Source organism: Pseudomonas sp. NPDC089530 (assembly GCF_050280705.1).
Taxonomy (GTDB): Bacteria; Pseudomonadota; Gammaproteobacteria; order Pseudomonadales; family Pseudomonadaceae; genus Aquipseudomonas.
Map to the genome: position 1 here is coordinate 1 of NZ_JBNNVU010000012.1, position 14,106 is coordinate 14,106.

General features: G+C 60.1%; 14 protein-coding genes and 3 pseudogenes. 13 read left to right on the plus strand and 4 right to left on the minus strand.

The annotated features are described in order from the left end of the window. The 6 genes and pseudogenes from ACQKQA_RS07075 to ACQKQA_RS07100 form a co-directional block, all read left to right on the plus strand. Window positions 1-381, plus strand: a pseudogene (locus tag ACQKQA_RS07075) (type VI secretion system tip protein VgrG); the annotation flags it as partial. An 11-nt stretch (window positions 382-392) separates the two neighbouring features. Continuing rightward, window positions 393-1,199 carry a DUF4123 domain-containing protein gene (locus ACQKQA_RS07080; RefSeq protein ID WP_427554911.1) on the plus strand — a complete coding sequence of 269 codons (807 nt, stop codon included), beginning with the start codon at window positions 393-395 and terminating at the stop codon, window positions 1,197-1,199. Next, window positions 1,196-1,744, plus strand: a complete 549-nt coding sequence (locus tag ACQKQA_RS07085; RefSeq protein WP_427554913.1) for a DUF3304 domain-containing protein — start codon at window positions 1,196-1,198, stop codon at window positions 1,742-1,744. Before ACQKQA_RS07080 ends, ACQKQA_RS07085 begins: the two co-directional genes overlap by 4 nt. A gap of 134 nt (window positions 1,745-1,878) precedes the next feature. After that, complete coding sequence (locus ACQKQA_RS07090; RefSeq protein ID WP_427555098.1) at window positions 1,879-2,352, plus strand: DUF3304 domain-containing protein; 474 nt, start codon at window positions 1,879-1,881, stop codon at window positions 2,350-2,352. After that, the gene (locus tag ACQKQA_RS07095; protein ID WP_427554915.1) at window positions 2,337-5,021 is read left to right on the plus strand and encodes a T6SS phospholipase effector Tle1-like catalytic domain-containing protein; all 2,685 of its coding nucleotides are present in this window, start codon (window positions 2,337-2,339) and stop codon (window positions 5,019-5,021) included. The genes ACQKQA_RS07090 and ACQKQA_RS07095 overlap by 16 nt, the downstream gene beginning before the upstream one ends. Before the next feature lie 210 nt (window positions 5,022-5,231). Next, complete coding sequence (locus ACQKQA_RS07100) at window positions 5,232-5,549, plus strand: helix-turn-helix domain-containing protein (protein ID WP_427554917.1); 318 nt, start codon at window positions 5,232-5,234, stop codon at window positions 5,547-5,549. On the opposite strand, the gene ACQKQA_RS07105 is transcribed toward ACQKQA_RS07100, so the two are convergent. Continuing rightward, window positions 5,531-6,088: an AAA family ATPase gene (locus tag ACQKQA_RS07105; protein ID WP_427554921.1), complete on the minus strand. Its 558-nt coding sequence runs from the start codon at window positions 6,086-6,088 to the stop codon at window positions 5,531-5,533. The genes ACQKQA_RS07100 and ACQKQA_RS07105 overlap by 19 nt on opposite strands. A gap of 90 nt (window positions 6,089-6,178) precedes the next feature. After that, entirely contained in the window at window positions 6,179-7,237 is a 1,059-nt protein-coding gene (locus ACQKQA_RS07110; protein ID WP_427554923.1) for an MBL fold metallo-hydrolase, read from the minus strand. 202 nt (window positions 7,238-7,439) lie between these two features. On the opposite strand from ACQKQA_RS07110, the gene ACQKQA_RS07115 reads away from it, so the two are divergent. The 5 genes and pseudogenes from ACQKQA_RS07115 to ACQKQA_RS07135 all read left to right on the plus strand — a co-directional run bounded on the left by ACQKQA_RS07115 (window position 7,440) and on the right by ACQKQA_RS07135 (window position 11,646). Then, the gene (locus ACQKQA_RS07115) at window positions 7,440-8,048 is read left to right on the plus strand and encodes a TetR/AcrR family transcriptional regulator (RefSeq protein WP_427554925.1); all 609 of its coding nucleotides are present in this window, start codon (window positions 7,440-7,442) and stop codon (window positions 8,046-8,048) included. 210 nt (window positions 8,049-8,258) lie between these two features. Then, complete coding sequence (locus tag ACQKQA_RS07120; protein WP_427554927.1) at window positions 8,259-9,335, plus strand: diguanylate cyclase; 1,077 nt, start codon at window positions 8,259-8,261, stop codon at window positions 9,333-9,335. Window positions 9,336-9,779: 444 nt separating this feature from the next. Then, window positions 9,780-10,454 (plus strand): annotated as a pseudogene (locus tag ACQKQA_RS07125) (PAS domain-containing protein); the annotation flags it as partial. Window positions 10,455-10,571: 117 nt separating this feature from the next. Then, window positions 10,572-11,009, plus strand: a pseudogene (locus ACQKQA_RS07130) (methyl-accepting chemotaxis protein); the annotation flags it as partial. A 97-nt stretch (window positions 11,010-11,106) separates the two neighbouring features. Then, complete coding sequence (locus ACQKQA_RS07135) at window positions 11,107-11,646, plus strand: DUF1003 domain-containing protein (RefSeq protein WP_427554929.1); 540 nt, start codon at window positions 11,107-11,109, stop codon at window positions 11,644-11,646. Window positions 11,647-11,650: 4 nt separating this feature from the next. Here ACQKQA_RS07135 and ACQKQA_RS07140 read toward each other — a convergent pair whose 3' ends face one another. Continuing rightward, window positions 11,651-12,598: a LysR family transcriptional regulator gene (locus ACQKQA_RS07140; RefSeq protein WP_427554931.1), complete on the minus strand. Its 948-nt coding sequence runs from the start codon at window positions 12,596-12,598 to the stop codon at window positions 11,651-11,653. A 25-nt stretch (window positions 12,599-12,623) separates the two neighbouring features. On the opposite strand from ACQKQA_RS07140, the gene ACQKQA_RS07145 reads away from it, so the two are divergent. Next, on the plus strand, window positions 12,624-13,343 hold the full coding sequence (locus tag ACQKQA_RS07145) for a CTP synthase C-terminal region-related (seleno)protein (protein ID WP_427554933.1): 720 nt from the start codon (window positions 12,624-12,626) through the stop codon (window positions 13,341-13,343). Continuing rightward, a complete protein-coding gene (locus ACQKQA_RS07150) occupies window positions 13,340-13,663 on the plus strand; it encodes an antibiotic biosynthesis monooxygenase family protein (protein WP_427554935.1) in 324 nt (107 codons plus the stop codon). The genes ACQKQA_RS07145 and ACQKQA_RS07150 overlap by 4 nt, the downstream gene beginning before the upstream one ends. A gap of 36 nt (window positions 13,664-13,699) precedes the next feature. Here the strand turns inward: ACQKQA_RS07150 and ACQKQA_RS07155 are convergent, their stop codons facing one another. Continuing rightward, window positions 13,700-14,032 carry a DUF2025 family protein gene (locus tag ACQKQA_RS07155; RefSeq protein ID WP_427554937.1) on the minus strand — a complete coding sequence of 111 codons (333 nt, stop codon included), beginning with the start codon at window positions 14,030-14,032 and terminating at the stop codon, window positions 13,700-13,702. Between the last annotated feature and the right edge of the window lie 74 nt (window positions 14,033-14,106).

The following is a 14,106-nucleotide window of genomic DNA, read 5'->3' on the forward strand; positions in this document are numbered from 1 at the left end:
GTGGGCGAAAACCAGCACATCAAACTCGGCACCGCGCAACTGACCAAAGCCGGCCAGGAAATCCACCTCAAGGCCGGGGCCAAGATGGTCATCGAGGCCGGCAGCGAACTGACGATCAAGGCCGGCGGCAGCTTTATCAAGCTGGATGCCGGCGGCGTCACGGTGGTGGGGCCGGTGGTGAAGATCAATGCCGGCGGCGCGCCGGGGAGCGGGACGGGGATTGGGATCAAGCCGCCGGGGTTGCCGGGGGCGGCGGACAAGGATGTGGCCGGTGATCTGCCCGTGGTTGCGTCCAGCAACATGCCGATGCCGCCACCTCCGGTGTGCAAGGAATGCCTGGCCCGGGCCAAACGTAACAGCCAAGCCCTGGCGGCACGCTAAAGGACCCCGACATGTACCCAAGCAATCCGCAGTGGCACGAGCTGTTATGGGACCAGGTTCAACAGCTGGGCCTGGACCATATCGACCTGCTGATCGACGCCACCAGCCTCGACTACCCGTTGCTGGAAGAGCTGGCGAACCAGCCGGATGCCCCGGCACTGGCCAAGCTGTTCGACAACACCCCGGAAGTGGCGATCGCCGATTTCGGCCCGCTATTGCTGCGGGTGAACAAGGCGCAGAAGCCCTGGCTGAAAACCTTCATCAGTGCTGTCGACTGCAATCAACACGTGTTGGCACTGTTCAGCCCCTGGAGTTTCGAAACCCTGGGCGAACATCTGCGCCGCTGTACCCAGGCGCGATGGAACCAGGGGCGCTCCGAAGGCGTGCTGCGCTACTACGATCCGCGCCTGTTCGTGCCGGTATGCGAAACCCTGACCCCGGCGCAAGGCCAGCTACTCCACGCCCCGGTCATCGCCTGGCACTGGCTCGACCGCGACCAGCAAGCCCAGAGCCTGACCGGCAACTACGTGCGCCACACGCCGCCACCGGCCATCGAGCCCTTCATGCTCGACCACCCGCAAGTGGCCAACCTGCTGGCCTGGACCGAGGCCGATAACTACCGCGTCGAACGCTGCGCCACCCCGCAGGACTACGGCATGAGCCGCAAGGAAGGCCTGATCCGCCACCTGTTCCACAGCCAGCTGGCCGCCAACAAAAAAGGCCTCAAGGAACCGGAAGAGCGCCAGCCCTTTATCCAGGAGTGGCTGCAGGATAACTCGCCGTTTGTCATCGATGAGCCGCCGAGGCCGTTGATATGAAGCGGACTTTCAAGGGGAGTGCCAGCAGCCCGATGCTACGGCTGTTATTGGGCGTGAGCAGCGTGCTGATGATCGCCGCCTGCCAGAGCCCCTCCAAGATGTTGGGTGCACCGGTAACGGGCTATAACCATACTTCGGCGGCGATCAACCGTTTTACGGTCAATGGGGCGGGAGGGCCGAATATTGGTCCCCACCAAGGCGGGGGGAGCGAGGTTTGTTGCGGCCTGGTGCCTCGCGGGTGGGTGCCGGGGCTTAGGGCGATTGTTGAGTGGGAGAAGGATCCTGATCCGTATTCGTATGGCAGTTGGGCTGAGCGCCCTTACTCAGATGAATGGAGGGTCCGGATGGAAGAACACAAAAAACAGTATTCCCGGCATACAGCCACTGTGGATATTCCGAAATATAGTGTAGCGGGCAACTTAAAAATTCACTTTCTTCCTTGTGATCAAGTGCGGGTTTCCGCTGACAATATTAAACGTGGGGACCCCCGTTATCCGTACAACTACCCAATTAACATGGAGGAGCCAAAGGCATGTTCAATCTAGCTCTCAAGAAACCTTTATTTTCTTTCTTGCCATTCAACATGGTTTCTCGAACGTTAAGCTTGAGTACCTTTAGCTTCAGATGGAGCAGTGTTTTAGGCGCTTTTCGTTGCTCATTAATTGTTTTAAGCCTGTCTATGATCAGTGCATGCCAGGCTGAACCAAAGATGTTGGCCTCACCGGTGACAGGCTACAATCATACTTCGGCAAATATAAATAGATTTAGTGTCAACGGCGCTGGAGGAGGAAATTTAGGCCCTCATGAAGGTGGTGGCAGCCAAGTTTGTTGTGGCTCAATTCCAAGACACTGGACGCCAGGAATCAGAGCTATTGTCGAGTGGGAGAAAGATCCAAACCCTCGTGAAAAAATAAAGCGCGATAAATATGGTCAGCTCGAGGCCAGCGACTATCAGCGCCATGCGAAAGGCTATACCCACCACAAAGTAACTGTAGATATTCCGAAGTATGACGAGCCAGGAAGCTTGAATGTTCACTTTCTCCCGTGCGACCAAGTACGTGTTTCTGCTACTGGAATAACACCGGGCCATCCTGGGTACCCTTATAACTTCCCTATGAACATGCCGGAGCCAAAAACATGTCCGGACCAATGAGTAAGGAGCGTAATTCTGGAGCCAGCCATGTCCAGCTGGCACCGGCTTTTCCGTTAAGTAGGCTTATGCCTACTGATTCCAATCAGCTCTCAAGGAACATAAGCTTACAGAAACGCGATGAAGTGGCCTTTGCTAATCAGCAGCGAATGAAACTTTCCGCCAAGGGCGATACATATAGTGGCCCTCCTTGCTGTAAAACTTTGCACATCACACTGGCATTTGACGGCACTAACAATAACGATCAAGCTGATGGATCTTCATCACCAACCTCTCGAAGTAATATTTCCAGGCTTTATCACGCTAGTATCGGAGGGGTTTCAGGTACTACGCAGGTTGAGAGTAATCAGCCTTCTAAATCTGAAAATGACCCGCATTCAGAAGGGTTTTATCGCTACTACAGCCCTGGTGTAGGAACTACTTTCCCAGAGATCGGCGAGCACATTCCAAACTCATCTGGCTTGATAGGTGCTAGTGGTGGGGAAAATCGTATCAATTGGGGGTTAACACGCCTAATCGATGCATTAAAAAAAGCATTGGATGCGGCGAAGCCACTGCTTCAGCCCGAGACTCAAAAACTACTAGAAGATATGGCCACATGTTGGTACGGAAATATAGCTACTGCAGGCCTGTTGGAGAATGGTGAGAAAAAACGCGAAGCCGCTATGCGTCCTTATATGGATGACCTAGAGAAAAGCCTAAAGCAACGTAACGAGTCTGAGCAAAAGCCACACATTCTTGCTATGCGTTTATATGTTTATGGCTTTTCCCGAGGCGCCGCACAGGCACGGGCGTTTGTTAATTGGCTCCAGACCTTGACGCATTGTAATGGTAGTGACGGTGGAGTGGAGTATCGCTTCGCAGGATTACCAATATCAGTAGAGTTTTTGGGTTTATACGATACTGTTGCAGCGGTTGGTTTGGCTGACAGTGCTCCATTTGCAGCAGGACATATGGATTGGGCGGACGGCACCATGCGCCTGCCAGATGAGGCATCAAATATGTGTATGGATACTTCCATTCCAGATGATTGCCACTATTTAAAACGCTGTGTACATCTAGTATCTGCACATGAGCAGCGCGCGAGTTTTCCATTGGATTCAATACGCCGTCGCCCCAAAAAAGCAGACGGCCAGCGAGACACAAGCAAACCATCCAGCTATCGTACTAATACTGTCGAGTACTTGTATCCTGGCGTGCACTCTGATGTAGGGGGTGGGTATTCGCCAGGCGATCAAGGTAAGGCTGTGGCTGGCACAGATCATCTATTGTCGCAGATAGCTTTGCAGCACTTGTATGCAGAAGCATTCATGGCTGGGGCTCCTCTAAGAGTGGCAGAAACAATAGTGCAACCTGGTGTACATCAGAGCTGGCGTGCAATGGCGCCGGCTACTGAGATTGAATTCAATGTATCGGACGAACTAATCAAACGTTTTAACGCATGGCAGTCCGAAGCGGCAAAGCAAGTAAAAGGTCCGCTCGAAGATATGATCGAGCAACAACAAGCGCTTATTACTGCATGGCGAATAGATCGCTATGCTGGTGGCATAGAAAAGCAGGCGTTCTTCCAAAACGCTCCTAAAGATATGCCAAAAGCCCAGATTGATGCTTGGGAGGCAATACAAAAGCGTAACGATGCTGAAACTACAGCTGCTGCTAAAGGTAAACCTGCACCGACCTATTCAGAGGAGGATGAAAGAGAGTATCAGCTGAATGTGCAGATTGTCGGCGGCAAAGAAAAAGTTGCTAGCATGCGAAAGGAGAAAAAATTTGAGCCTCCACTTGACCGCCGGCAACTTAGCGGGGCTGCTGCTGAGTTTCGCCACGACTACAAGCAAGAATGGGGAATGCTTGAGGATAGCTTTAACGGTGGCGGTATTCTCGACATGTTATTGGGAGGCACGGTCTATTTAATCAACGAAGAGGACGAAGCGGCTGAGTACGCTTACCTCCATTCAGAAGGAACTGAGCGTTACCGCAAGATGTTTAGTTCCCCCGACAAGCCAAGCCCAGGGGAAGAGGACTTGGTGGCGCTGTTCGATGATCAGATCCATGACTCACGTGCGTGGTTCATGAACCACTCGGGCCTTGGTCCTCGAGAGCCATTCACTGACTATTTCCGAATTCGCCTGGTGCATTTCGACAACGAGTCGAATAAGCAACTATCGCTGCTGGCTAAAGCCGGGCGGGTGATCGGCATCGGATTGGCGGTTGCCAGCGTAGGACTGAGTATTAAAAAGAAAGACCCCCGTATGTTGCTGGGCCTGTTCCTGCCATCCCTGGCGCGTCCTGTGCTTGCCGGCAAGGTGGGCATGCCAGATTTGCCGGAAATCAGTGCCTTCGATCCACTCACTGGTATTGCCCTGCCAATGATGAGCAACCTGGATTCGCTGCGGGCTTTCACTAAAGCACCGGGAGACCTCACTGCTAAGGTCGCGGCATTGCCGCCACTGTTGCCATTGAACGAGGCAACTGCCAACACACCTGCGTTGCAGAAAATCCTGGTGGCGCACCGGGCTCTGGAGGCTGTGGAAGCTGCGAGTGACAAGGACGCGGGAGCATTGGCCGGGATGTTGGCGAAAACTGCTAGCGATAAGGATAAGCCCGGTGGTTGGAAAGACATGCTGGCGAATCAGGTCGGCAATCTGAAATTGCCCGAGAAGAAGGTGTAGCTGTAAAGCAGTAAAGGGCGGCGCTTCTGGAGTCACCCTTTACTTGTTTTCTTGAAGGGTGCCTCAGCAGCGGAGGACCCGGCACCAGGACACGCCTTGTCACGAAGACAATGAGGCGATCGGCAAAATGGGTTTGATCCGAGAGCAAAACAACTGTACAAACAAACAGTATTTTATCGAATCACCTTCACCAGCTTCCGGAGAAAACCCATGGCCTCGCTCGCGATGAAAGTCACCCTGGAACGTATCGCCCTCTTTCAATTCACCCCGGAACACTGCATCCAGGCCCGCGCCATGCTGGGCTGGCGTCAGGAGCAGTTGTCCCAGGAGTCCGGCGTCTCGGTAGCCGCCATTCAGCGTTTCGAGGCCGGCGGCGAATTGCTCGACGTCACCCGCCTGGCCCTCGCGTTTCGCCTGGAGGCGGAAGGCCTGGTGTTCTTCCCCGGCTTCGCTCCCGGGCGCGGCATGAACATCAGGGGAGCCACACCCAACCCGATGGAACGGCCCGACTACGCCCTGATCGAGTGACCCAGGGCACTCAGAACCTCTTCCTGCAACGCCTGCACCGAACGATGAGTGGCATCGATGCGGATCACCGGGCAACTCAGGCCGGTGATCCAGCTTTCATGCCGGCGCAGGCTGCGAGTGCCTTGGCCGCCGCTGTCATAACCGGCCGCCCAGGCGAGGAAGGTCTGGGTAGCGAGGTGGCGTTCGCCGCCCTCATGGATCTGCGTACCGTAACGCTGAAACTCACGCACGCGCAGGCGTTGTAAACGGATCTCTGGCTCCAGGCGGAGAAAAACGGCATGGGTGAAAGCTGGAATCATCGGGTCGCCCCAGCCACACAGCGAGCCCGACAACACCCAGCTGTCCAGCCCGGCCACCTGTTGTTGCAGCAGCCGGATGCGCTCGTCCCGTGGCCGCCTCAGGCTGAAAGGCCGCTCACTGGGCTGCCAGAAGAAGTTGTCCGAATCGAAATGCACAATCCCCAGCCGCCGGGACAGGGCCTGCCCCAGGGTCGTGGTGCCGGAGCCGGACGCTCCGAACAGATGCAGCCGATAAGCCATCGCAAAGGTCCGTGGGCACTGAGGGAGTTTTCTAGATACTCCCCTGGCCCCGGCCCAGCAACCTGGCGCTGGCCGGGCCCGATGAAGGGTCTACAGGTCGCTGGCCGTCACCTGCTCGGCTACGGGGTCGACCTCCATCCACCAGGCATGCCCCCGTTGCGGGTGCGACAGGTTGAAGGCCTCGCCCATCTGCGGCGTGGCAATGGCAACGCTGTGTTCCCAGGCCAGGGAGAGGATGCGGTCGAACGGCTCGTACCAGGCATGCATCGACAAGTCGAAGGTGCCGTTGTGGATGGGCAGTAGCCAGCGCCCCTTGAGATCGATGTGCGCCTGCAGGGTTTGCTCCGGCTGCATGTGCACGCCCGGCCACTCGACGTTGTAGGCACCGGTTTCCATCAGGGTCAGGTCGAAGGGGCCGTAACGCTCGCCGATCCGCTTGAAGCCGTCGAAGTAACCGCTGTCGCCGCTGAAGAAAATCCGCGTGTCGCCGTCGATCATCACCCAGGACGCCCAAAGGGTGCTGTTGCCGTCGAACAGCCCACGGCCGGAGAAATGCTGCGAAGGCGTGGCGATAAAACGAATGCCATCGACTTCAGTGCCCTCCCACCAATCCAGCTGGCGCACCTTGTCGGCCGGTACGCCCCATTTCACCAGGGTATCGCCCACGCCCAGCGGGGTGAGGAAATGCCGGGTCTTGTCCGCCAGCCTGAGCACGGTCTGGTGGTCCAGGTGATCGTAGTGGTCATGGGACAGGATCACCGCTTCGATCGGCGGCAGTTCGTCCAGGCTGATGGGCGGCTGGTGGAAACGCTTCGGGCCCGCCCATTGCACCGGCGATGCGCGCTCGGCAAACACCGGGTCGGTGATCCAGAACTTGTCGTGCAACTTCAATAGCACCGTCGAATGGCCCAGGCGGTAGACGCTCCGGTTCGGCGCCGCCAACAGTTGCTCGCGGGTCAACGGCTGTACCGGGATGGCCCCGGCCGGACGGGTGTTGCGCGGTTTGTGGAACAGCATGCGCCAGAAGATACCCAGCGTCTTGCCCAGCCCGGCACGCCGGACCGGCGCGTGATTGCGGAACGCACCCTGTTCCTGCAAGGAGGTCTCGGGGCGTGGGGCGCTGTTCGCGCGGGAAGAAAGAGTGGCCATGAATCAGTGACTCCAAGGAACCCGGCAAGGCTCCGGTGATTCTCTGCGGGACGAGAAAGGCCAATGCACGCAAGCGTCAGCCGACCCTCATTTTTCTTGCCTTGAACTACACTGCACAGTGTAGTTTTTATAGATTGCGCCAAAGCCGGGACTAAGTAAACTGCCCCGGATTACCACCAACGACCGCCATCGAACCCAACTTATGACAGCTCCAAAGCGCCTGACCGACCGCAAACGCGAAGCCATCATCCAGGCGGCGATCACCGAATTCCACGCCAGCGGTTTCGATATCACCAGCATGGACAAGATCGCGGCGACGGCCGGCGTTTCCAAGCGCACGGTGTACAACCACTTCCCCAGCAAGGAGGAGTTGTTCAGCGAAATCCTGCACAAGTTATGGGCGAGTATCCGCGCACAGTCGGACATTGTTTACCAGCCAGGATTAACCCTGCGTGAACAGTTGCGGGAATTGCTGATGGCCAAGCTGCAACTGCTGGCCGACGCCAACTTCCTCAACCTGGCGCGGGTCGCCATCGCCGCCACCCTGCATTCCCCCGAACGCGCCCAGTACATGGTGGCGCGCATGGGCGAACGCGAAGAAGGCCTGATGGTGTGGATTCGCTCGGCTCAGGCGGACGGCCGGCTCAAGCCGCTGGACCCGGACTTCGCCGCCCAGCAGCTCCACGGCATGCTCAAGGCATTTGCCTTCTGGCCGCAGATCACCATGAACCAAGCCCCCCTCAAGGACGACGAACAGCAGCGCGTCGTCGAGTCCGCGCTGGACATGTTCCTGGCCTGCTATCAAGCCTGATCCTTTCGCCTCCTCGGTTGTCTCCCGCCAGTGGATCCGCCGGGCCGCTCTGCAATGGGCTTTTGCGTACGCTCGTGCCATTAAATGGCCTGTAAGGACACTGATTATTCCTTGTGGAATAAATGACAATATTCGCCGCCTCGTCCAATGAAGGACTAGGCCAATAAAAAACACCACAAAGTGTTTCAGACCCGGGCTGGCGCAAAATTCATGGATAACCAACAAGGCAAAGGGCTGTCGTTTGCCAAACGCATTTACATCCCCAGGGTGGTCGGGCTGGGGATCGGCTGTCTCAGTGTATTCGCCGGGTTGTACCCGCTGCCGCAACCGTCCTGGGTGTGGCTGTTCCTGCTGTTCAACGGGTTTGTCTGGGCGCACCTGGCGTACCTGATCTCAACCCGTACAACCTTCCCCTACCAGGCCGAACGCCGCAACCTGCTGTGCGACTCGCTGTTCGGTGGTTTCTGGGCGGCGGCCATGCAGTTCAATCCGCTGCCGACGGTGACCATCCTGGCCATGATGACCATGAACAATGTCGCGGCCGGCGGCCTGCGCCTGTTCATCCACGGTTTTCTGGCGCAACTGGGCGGGGTGCTGCTCTCCTGGCTGTTGCTCGGCCTTGCCTTCACCGGGCACACCACTCAGTGGCAGATCTATGCCTGCCTGCCCATGTTGACCCTCTACCCGATGGCGGTGGGCATGGTCTGCTATCGGCTGGCGATCAAGCTCGCCGAGCACAAGCGCACCCTCAGAGCCCTGAGCCGCACCGACAGCCTGACCGGCCTGCTCAACCACGGCGCCTGGAAAGACCTGCTGCATCTCAAGTTCCTCAAGTGCCAGCAGCAACATTGCCACGGCACTGTGGCCCTGATCGATATCGATCACTTCAAACGCATCAACGACAGCTATGGCCATGTCCTCGGTGATACCGTGCTGCACCAGTTGAGCCGGGACCTCAAGCGCAACCTGCGCCAGGACGACTTGGCCGGACGTTACGGCGGCGACGAGTTCTGCGTGATCCTGCCGGCGACCTCCCTCCAGCAGGCCGGTGAAGTGATGGAGCGGCTGCGGGAAGTCTTCAACAACTATCGCCATCCGGGCGTGCCGCAACTGCGGGTCAGCCTGAGCATCGGCCTGGCCGCCTGGCATCCGGGGCTGCGCGACGCGGCCATGTGGCTCATCGAAGCCGACCGGGCCCTATATGCGGCGAAAAATACCGGACGCAACAAAGTCGCCAGTGCCAGCCCGGCAAACGACGCGTCCTTCGCCACAGTAACCGGCGCCTGAAAAGTTGTACAAAAATGTAAAAAAACCGTCGTTTTGTACAACTTCGTTCAGCACCCACCCCAGCCGAGCCGGCATAATGCCGCCATGCGGTCATTGCAATAACAGCCGAGGCGAACACTCGCCGCCGTGCAACATAACGTCCCTAAATTAACCCGCAGGCACAGCGTCTTTATCAGGCGTTGCGCAAGGCTACGCGTCGCCTCCCAACAGGTACGGTCGTACCATTTAAGGGTTTATCTGTCAGTCATGGAATGCTGGCATTGAGCAGACAAGGCCGAGGCCCCGGGGTTCTCGGCATGCAGGCGCACACAACAGGGACTGACTCCAGGTTTTTCCCACTGAGCACCCGCCATCATGCTATTCAACCGCCATAACAAGACCATCGACGCCCTGCAGCACACCATCGCCCAGCAAGCCGGCCTGCTCGAAGCCATCGACCGTTCGATGGCGGTGATCGAGTTCGATCTGGAAGGCAGGGTCCTGCGGGCCAACGACAACTTCCTCAAGACCATGGGCTATCGGGCGGAGCAGGTCATCGGCCAGCCCCATCGCCAGTTCTGCAGCGCCGAATTCGCCCGCGGCAATGGCTATCGCGAACTCTGGGCACGCCTGAAAAACGGCCAGTTCGAGTCGGGCACCTTCGAACGCGTCAACGCCAAAGGACAACCGGTGTGGCTGGAAGCCAGCTACAACCCGATCAGGGACGCCGACGGCAAGGTCTTCAAAGTGGTCAAGTACGCCCTTGACGTCACCGAGAAAGTCCAGCAGGAAAGCGAGTCCAGGGGCAAGCTGCACGCCATCGACCGGGCCATGGCGGTGATCGAGTTCAACCTCGACGGCAGCGTCATCACCGCCAACCAGAACTTCCTCGATCGCCTCGGCTACAGCCTCGCTGAACTCAAGGGCAAGCATCACCGGACTTTCTGCCGCCCCGAGCTGGCCAACAGCAGCGCCTACCAGGACTTCTGGCGCCGCCTCAACCAGGGCGAGTTCTTCAGCGGCCAGTTCGAGCGCGTCGACAAATTCGGCCGGTCGCTGTGGCTGGAGGCCAACTACAACCCGGTGTACGACGCCGCCGGGCGTCTGTGCAAGGTGGTGAAGTTCGCCTCCGACGTCACCGCCCAGGTGGAGAAACACACCCAGGACGCCCAGAGCGCGACCCAGGCCTACCATATCTCGATGGAAACCCGGCAAGTGGCCGAACAGGGCACCGCGGTGATCCAGCAGACGGCCAGCGAGATGCGCCAGATTGCCGCCAACATCGAAGACTCCTCGACCCTGATCGCCAAGCTCGGCGAACGCTCGGAGCAGATCACCGCCATCGTCAACACCATCCGCGCCATCGCCGAACAGACCAACCTGCTGGCGCTCAACGCCGCCATCGAAGCGGCGCGTGCCGGCGAGCAGGGCCGCGGCTTTGCCGTGGTCGCCGACGAGGTCCGGCAACTGGCCGCCCGCACCAGCGGCTCGACCGCGGAAATCTCGGGGATGATCGACATGATCCAGAACGAAACCCAGCAGGCCATCAAGAGCATGGACGGCACCCGGGAACGAGCGGCCAAGGGCGTGGACCTGGCGGACCAGGCCGGCACCGTGATCCTGCAGATCCGCGACGGCGCCAGCGAGGCGGTACAGGCCGTGAGCATGTTCGCCAACGAACGCGACGCACAGTGAACCGGCAGTCCTGAAGCAACGGCCTCGGCACCAGGGAAGGCGTCGGGCAAGGGTGCAGGGCTATAGTGAGCGGCAGTCCCATCGCCCCGAGCCCGCCATGCACCCGACCCCATCCGAAGCCGCTGCCCCCGCCCCTGTCGACCACCTGCGTTTTCACCGCCCCCATGCCCACCTGGCCCCGACCTTCGGCAACGACAGCTTTGCCCTCAAGGCCGAAGCCTTCGCCCGTTTTTTCGGCACCCCGACCTTTCTCGGTGCGCAAACCCTGATCGTGCTGGTCTGGGTCGGGCTCAACCTGAGCGGCGTGACCCAGTTCGACGTCTACCCGTTCATCCTGCTCAACCTGGCCTTCAGCTTGCAATCGGCCTATGCCGCACCGCTGATTCTGCTGGCCCAGACCCGCCAGGCCGCGCGCGACAAAGCCCAGACCGAGGCCGATGCCCAGCACCGGGAAGCCATCGCTATCGCCAATAGCGAGCGTCAGTTGCAAGCCGCGCAGCACGCCGCGCAACTGCTCGAGTTGCTGGAGCAGAACACCCGCCTGACCGAGATGACCAAACAGCTGACCGAACGCATCGAGAACCTGACATCGGAAATGCACCAGCATTTTCTGCCCAAGACCCCGCCCCAGGCGTGATTCATTACGGTGCGCGCAGACGCAGGCTCAATTCGTCGAACAGCGTCACCACTGCGCGCAGCGCCCGGCAGTCGGCGCGGGTCAGCAACCAGAGCGCGGTGTCGCAGCCCGGCAGCGGCTCGCTCATGGGTTGCAGGTCGGTGCTCTGATCGAGGAGAAAATCCGGCAGCACCGCCACGCCCAACCCGGCCTTCGCCAGTTCGCTGACCGCCAGCATGCTGTTGCAGCGATACCCCGGCACCACGCCCGGCAATGCCTGGCGGCGCCAGGCCACAGTGGCGTGGTCCGGGAGGAAATCGTCCGGGGCGATCCAGGTCAGCTCGGCCAGCTCCGTCGACGCCGCCGCCCGCAGATAGGCCGGGCTGGCACAGACCCGGTAGGACACCGCGCGCAACTGCCGGCCCACCAGATGCTCGGGCGGCGTGCAGGTCAGGCGCAGGGCCAGGTCGGCATCGCGCCGGCTGAGGTTGGCGAAATCGTTGGAGGTGCTCAGTTCCAGGGCCAATGCCGGGTAGCGCGGCATGAACTGCGCCAGCGCCGGCAACAGCAGGCCCTGCAACACCGAGTCGGAGCAGGTCAGGCGCACCGTGCCGCTGACCACCGCGCCGCCCTGCTCCACCCCGACCCGCGCGGCTTCCAGGGCCTGCTCGGCGCGTTCGGCCTGCTCGGCCAGGGTCCGCGCCAGGCCGGTGGGCAGATAGCCGGCGCGGCTCTTGTCGAACAGTTGCTGGCCCAGCGCGGCCTCCAGGCGACGCACCGCCCGGAACACCGTGGACACATCCACCTTCAGCAACGCCGCCGCGCGAGCCAGGGAGCCGCCGCGCACCAGGGCGAGGATCAGCGACAGGTCGGGGTAGTCGAGTCGATAGTGCACAGCTGCATTGTTCAATTGGATAAACGCCAATATCGAGTGCGTGAACGCCAATCTATAGTGGCCTCCAGCAATCGACAAGCGCTGCTCAAACCGGGAGAAATCCATGCCGCATCTCGCACCCTCGCCTACCCTGCAGATCGCCCTGGTGGGCGACTACGACCCTCAGGTCACCGCGCACCAGGCCATTCCCCGGGCCCTGGAGCTGGCCGCCGCGGAAACCGGCCTCAAGGTGCGCTACCACTGGCTGGCCACCGACAGCCTGAGCAGCGACGCCCCCCTGCAAAACGTCGACGGCATCTGGTGCGTGCCCGCCAGCCCCTACCGCTCCACGGATGGCGCTTTGCGCGCGATCCGCTTCGCCCGCGAACGGCAGCGGCCCTTTCTTGGCACCTGCGGCGGCTTTCAGCACGCGCTGCTGGAATACGCGCGCAACGTGCTGGGCTGGACCGACGCCGAGCACGGCGAAACCCATCCCGAGGTCGAGCACGCACTGATCACGCCACTGGCTTGCTCGCTGGTGGAAACCACCGACAGCATTCAGCTGTGCGCCGGCAGCCGCATCGCCCAAGCCTATGGCGAGAGCCAGATCAGCGAGGGCTACCGTTGCCTCTATGGGGTCAATCCGCAGTTCGCGGCGCAGTTGCTCGAACATGACCTGCGCCCCGGCGGCTACGACTCGGCCGGCGACCTGCGGGCGGTGGAACTGCGCAACCAGCGATTTTTCGTCGCCACCCTGTTCCAGCCGGAGCGGGCAGCGCTCAAGGGTATCGTCCCGCCCCTGGTCAGCGCCCTGCTCGCCGCGTGCCTGGAGCGGCAGCCATGATCGCCGGTACGCCCGAAGCCCCCTATTACGCGGTGATTTTCAGCGCCCAGCGCCGCGAACCGGACCCGGCATACGAGCAGACCGCTGAGCGCATGGTCGAACTGGCGCGACAGCAACCGGGGTTTCTCGGCATGGAGTTCGCGCGTAACGAGGAAGGGTTCGGCATCACTGTGTCCTACTGGCGCGACCAGGATTCGATCCTCGCCTGGAAGCAGCACGCCGAACACCGCTGCGCCCGCGAGCGGGGCCGCAGCGACTGGTACGCGGCCTGCCACACGCGGGTGTGCAAGGTCGAGCGGGCCTATCTGTTCGAGCGCTGACCGCCTCGGCGCCAGCCGGGCCAGCGCGCCTCCCGGTTATTGCGTAACCGGCAGCAGACTGCGCACCGCCGAGATTTCCGGCAGGTCGGTGCGGCGCATATACACACGCAAGGGTTCGCTGATGTTGATGCGGTCGTCGATGTTCTGCTCCAGCAACAGCTGGATCAACTCGCGCTTGAGCACCATGACCTGGCCCTCGGCGCTGGCCCAGACGAATTCGCAGGCGGGCGTGATGGCGTCGTCGGCGACGTCCATGCCGAAGGAGTCTTCGCTGAAGCGCACGATGTGCCGGCCGCTCTTGCGGTTGAAACCGACAAAGCCCTTGAGCTGGTCGGCGGCCTGGCAGATGAGTTCGGATGTGATGCGCATGGTAAACCTCACTAAGAATCCCGAAGGACAGGTGATCGATGGTTTACACGCCGGGCAAGAATGGATGTTCTCGA

What these genes read in the sequence shown, in the direction of transcription:
- ACQKQA_RS07110 (WP_427554923.1), bottom strand. Translation starts at nt 7,237, where the DNA reads ATGGCCACTCTTTCTTCCCGCGCGAACAGCGCCCCACGCCCCGAGACC.
- ACQKQA_RS07090 (WP_427555098.1), top strand. Translation starts at nt 1,879, where the DNA reads ATGATCAGTGCATGCCAGGCTGAACCAAAGATGTTGGCCTCACCGGTG.
- ACQKQA_RS07145 (WP_427554933.1), top strand. Translation starts at nt 12,624, where the DNA reads ATGCCGCATCTCGCACCCTCGCCTACCCTGCAGATCGCCCTGGTGGGC.
- ACQKQA_RS07105 (WP_427554921.1), bottom strand. Translation starts at nt 6,088, where the DNA reads ATGGCTTATCGGCTGCATCTGTTCGGAGCGTCCGGCTCCGGCACCACG.
- ACQKQA_RS07080 (WP_427554911.1), top strand. Translation starts at nt 393, where the DNA reads ATGTACCCAAGCAATCCGCAGTGGCACGAGCTGTTATGGGACCAGGTT.
- ACQKQA_RS07135 (WP_427554929.1), top strand. Translation starts at nt 11,107, where the DNA reads ATGCACCCGACCCCATCCGAAGCCGCTGCCCCCGCCCCTGTCGACCAC.
- ACQKQA_RS07150 (WP_427554935.1), top strand. Translation starts at nt 13,340, where the DNA reads ATGATCGCCGGTACGCCCGAAGCCCCCTATTACGCGGTGATTTTCAGC.
- ACQKQA_RS07120 (WP_427554927.1), top strand. Translation starts at nt 8,259, where the DNA reads ATGGATAACCAACAAGGCAAAGGGCTGTCGTTTGCCAAACGCATTTAC.
- ACQKQA_RS07100 (WP_427554917.1), top strand. Translation starts at nt 5,232, where the DNA reads ATGGCCTCGCTCGCGATGAAAGTCACCCTGGAACGTATCGCCCTCTTT.
- ACQKQA_RS07085 (WP_427554913.1), top strand. Translation starts at nt 1,196, where the DNA reads ATGAAGCGGACTTTCAAGGGGAGTGCCAGCAGCCCGATGCTACGGCTG.
- ACQKQA_RS07095 (WP_427554915.1), top strand. Translation starts at nt 2,337, where the DNA reads ATGTCCGGACCAATGAGTAAGGAGCGTAATTCTGGAGCCAGCCATGTC.
- ACQKQA_RS07115 (WP_427554925.1), top strand. Translation starts at nt 7,440, where the DNA reads ATGACAGCTCCAAAGCGCCTGACCGACCGCAAACGCGAAGCCATCATC.
- ACQKQA_RS07155 (WP_427554937.1), bottom strand. Translation starts at nt 14,032, where the DNA reads ATGCGCATCACATCCGAACTCATCTGCCAGGCCGCCGACCAGCTCAAG.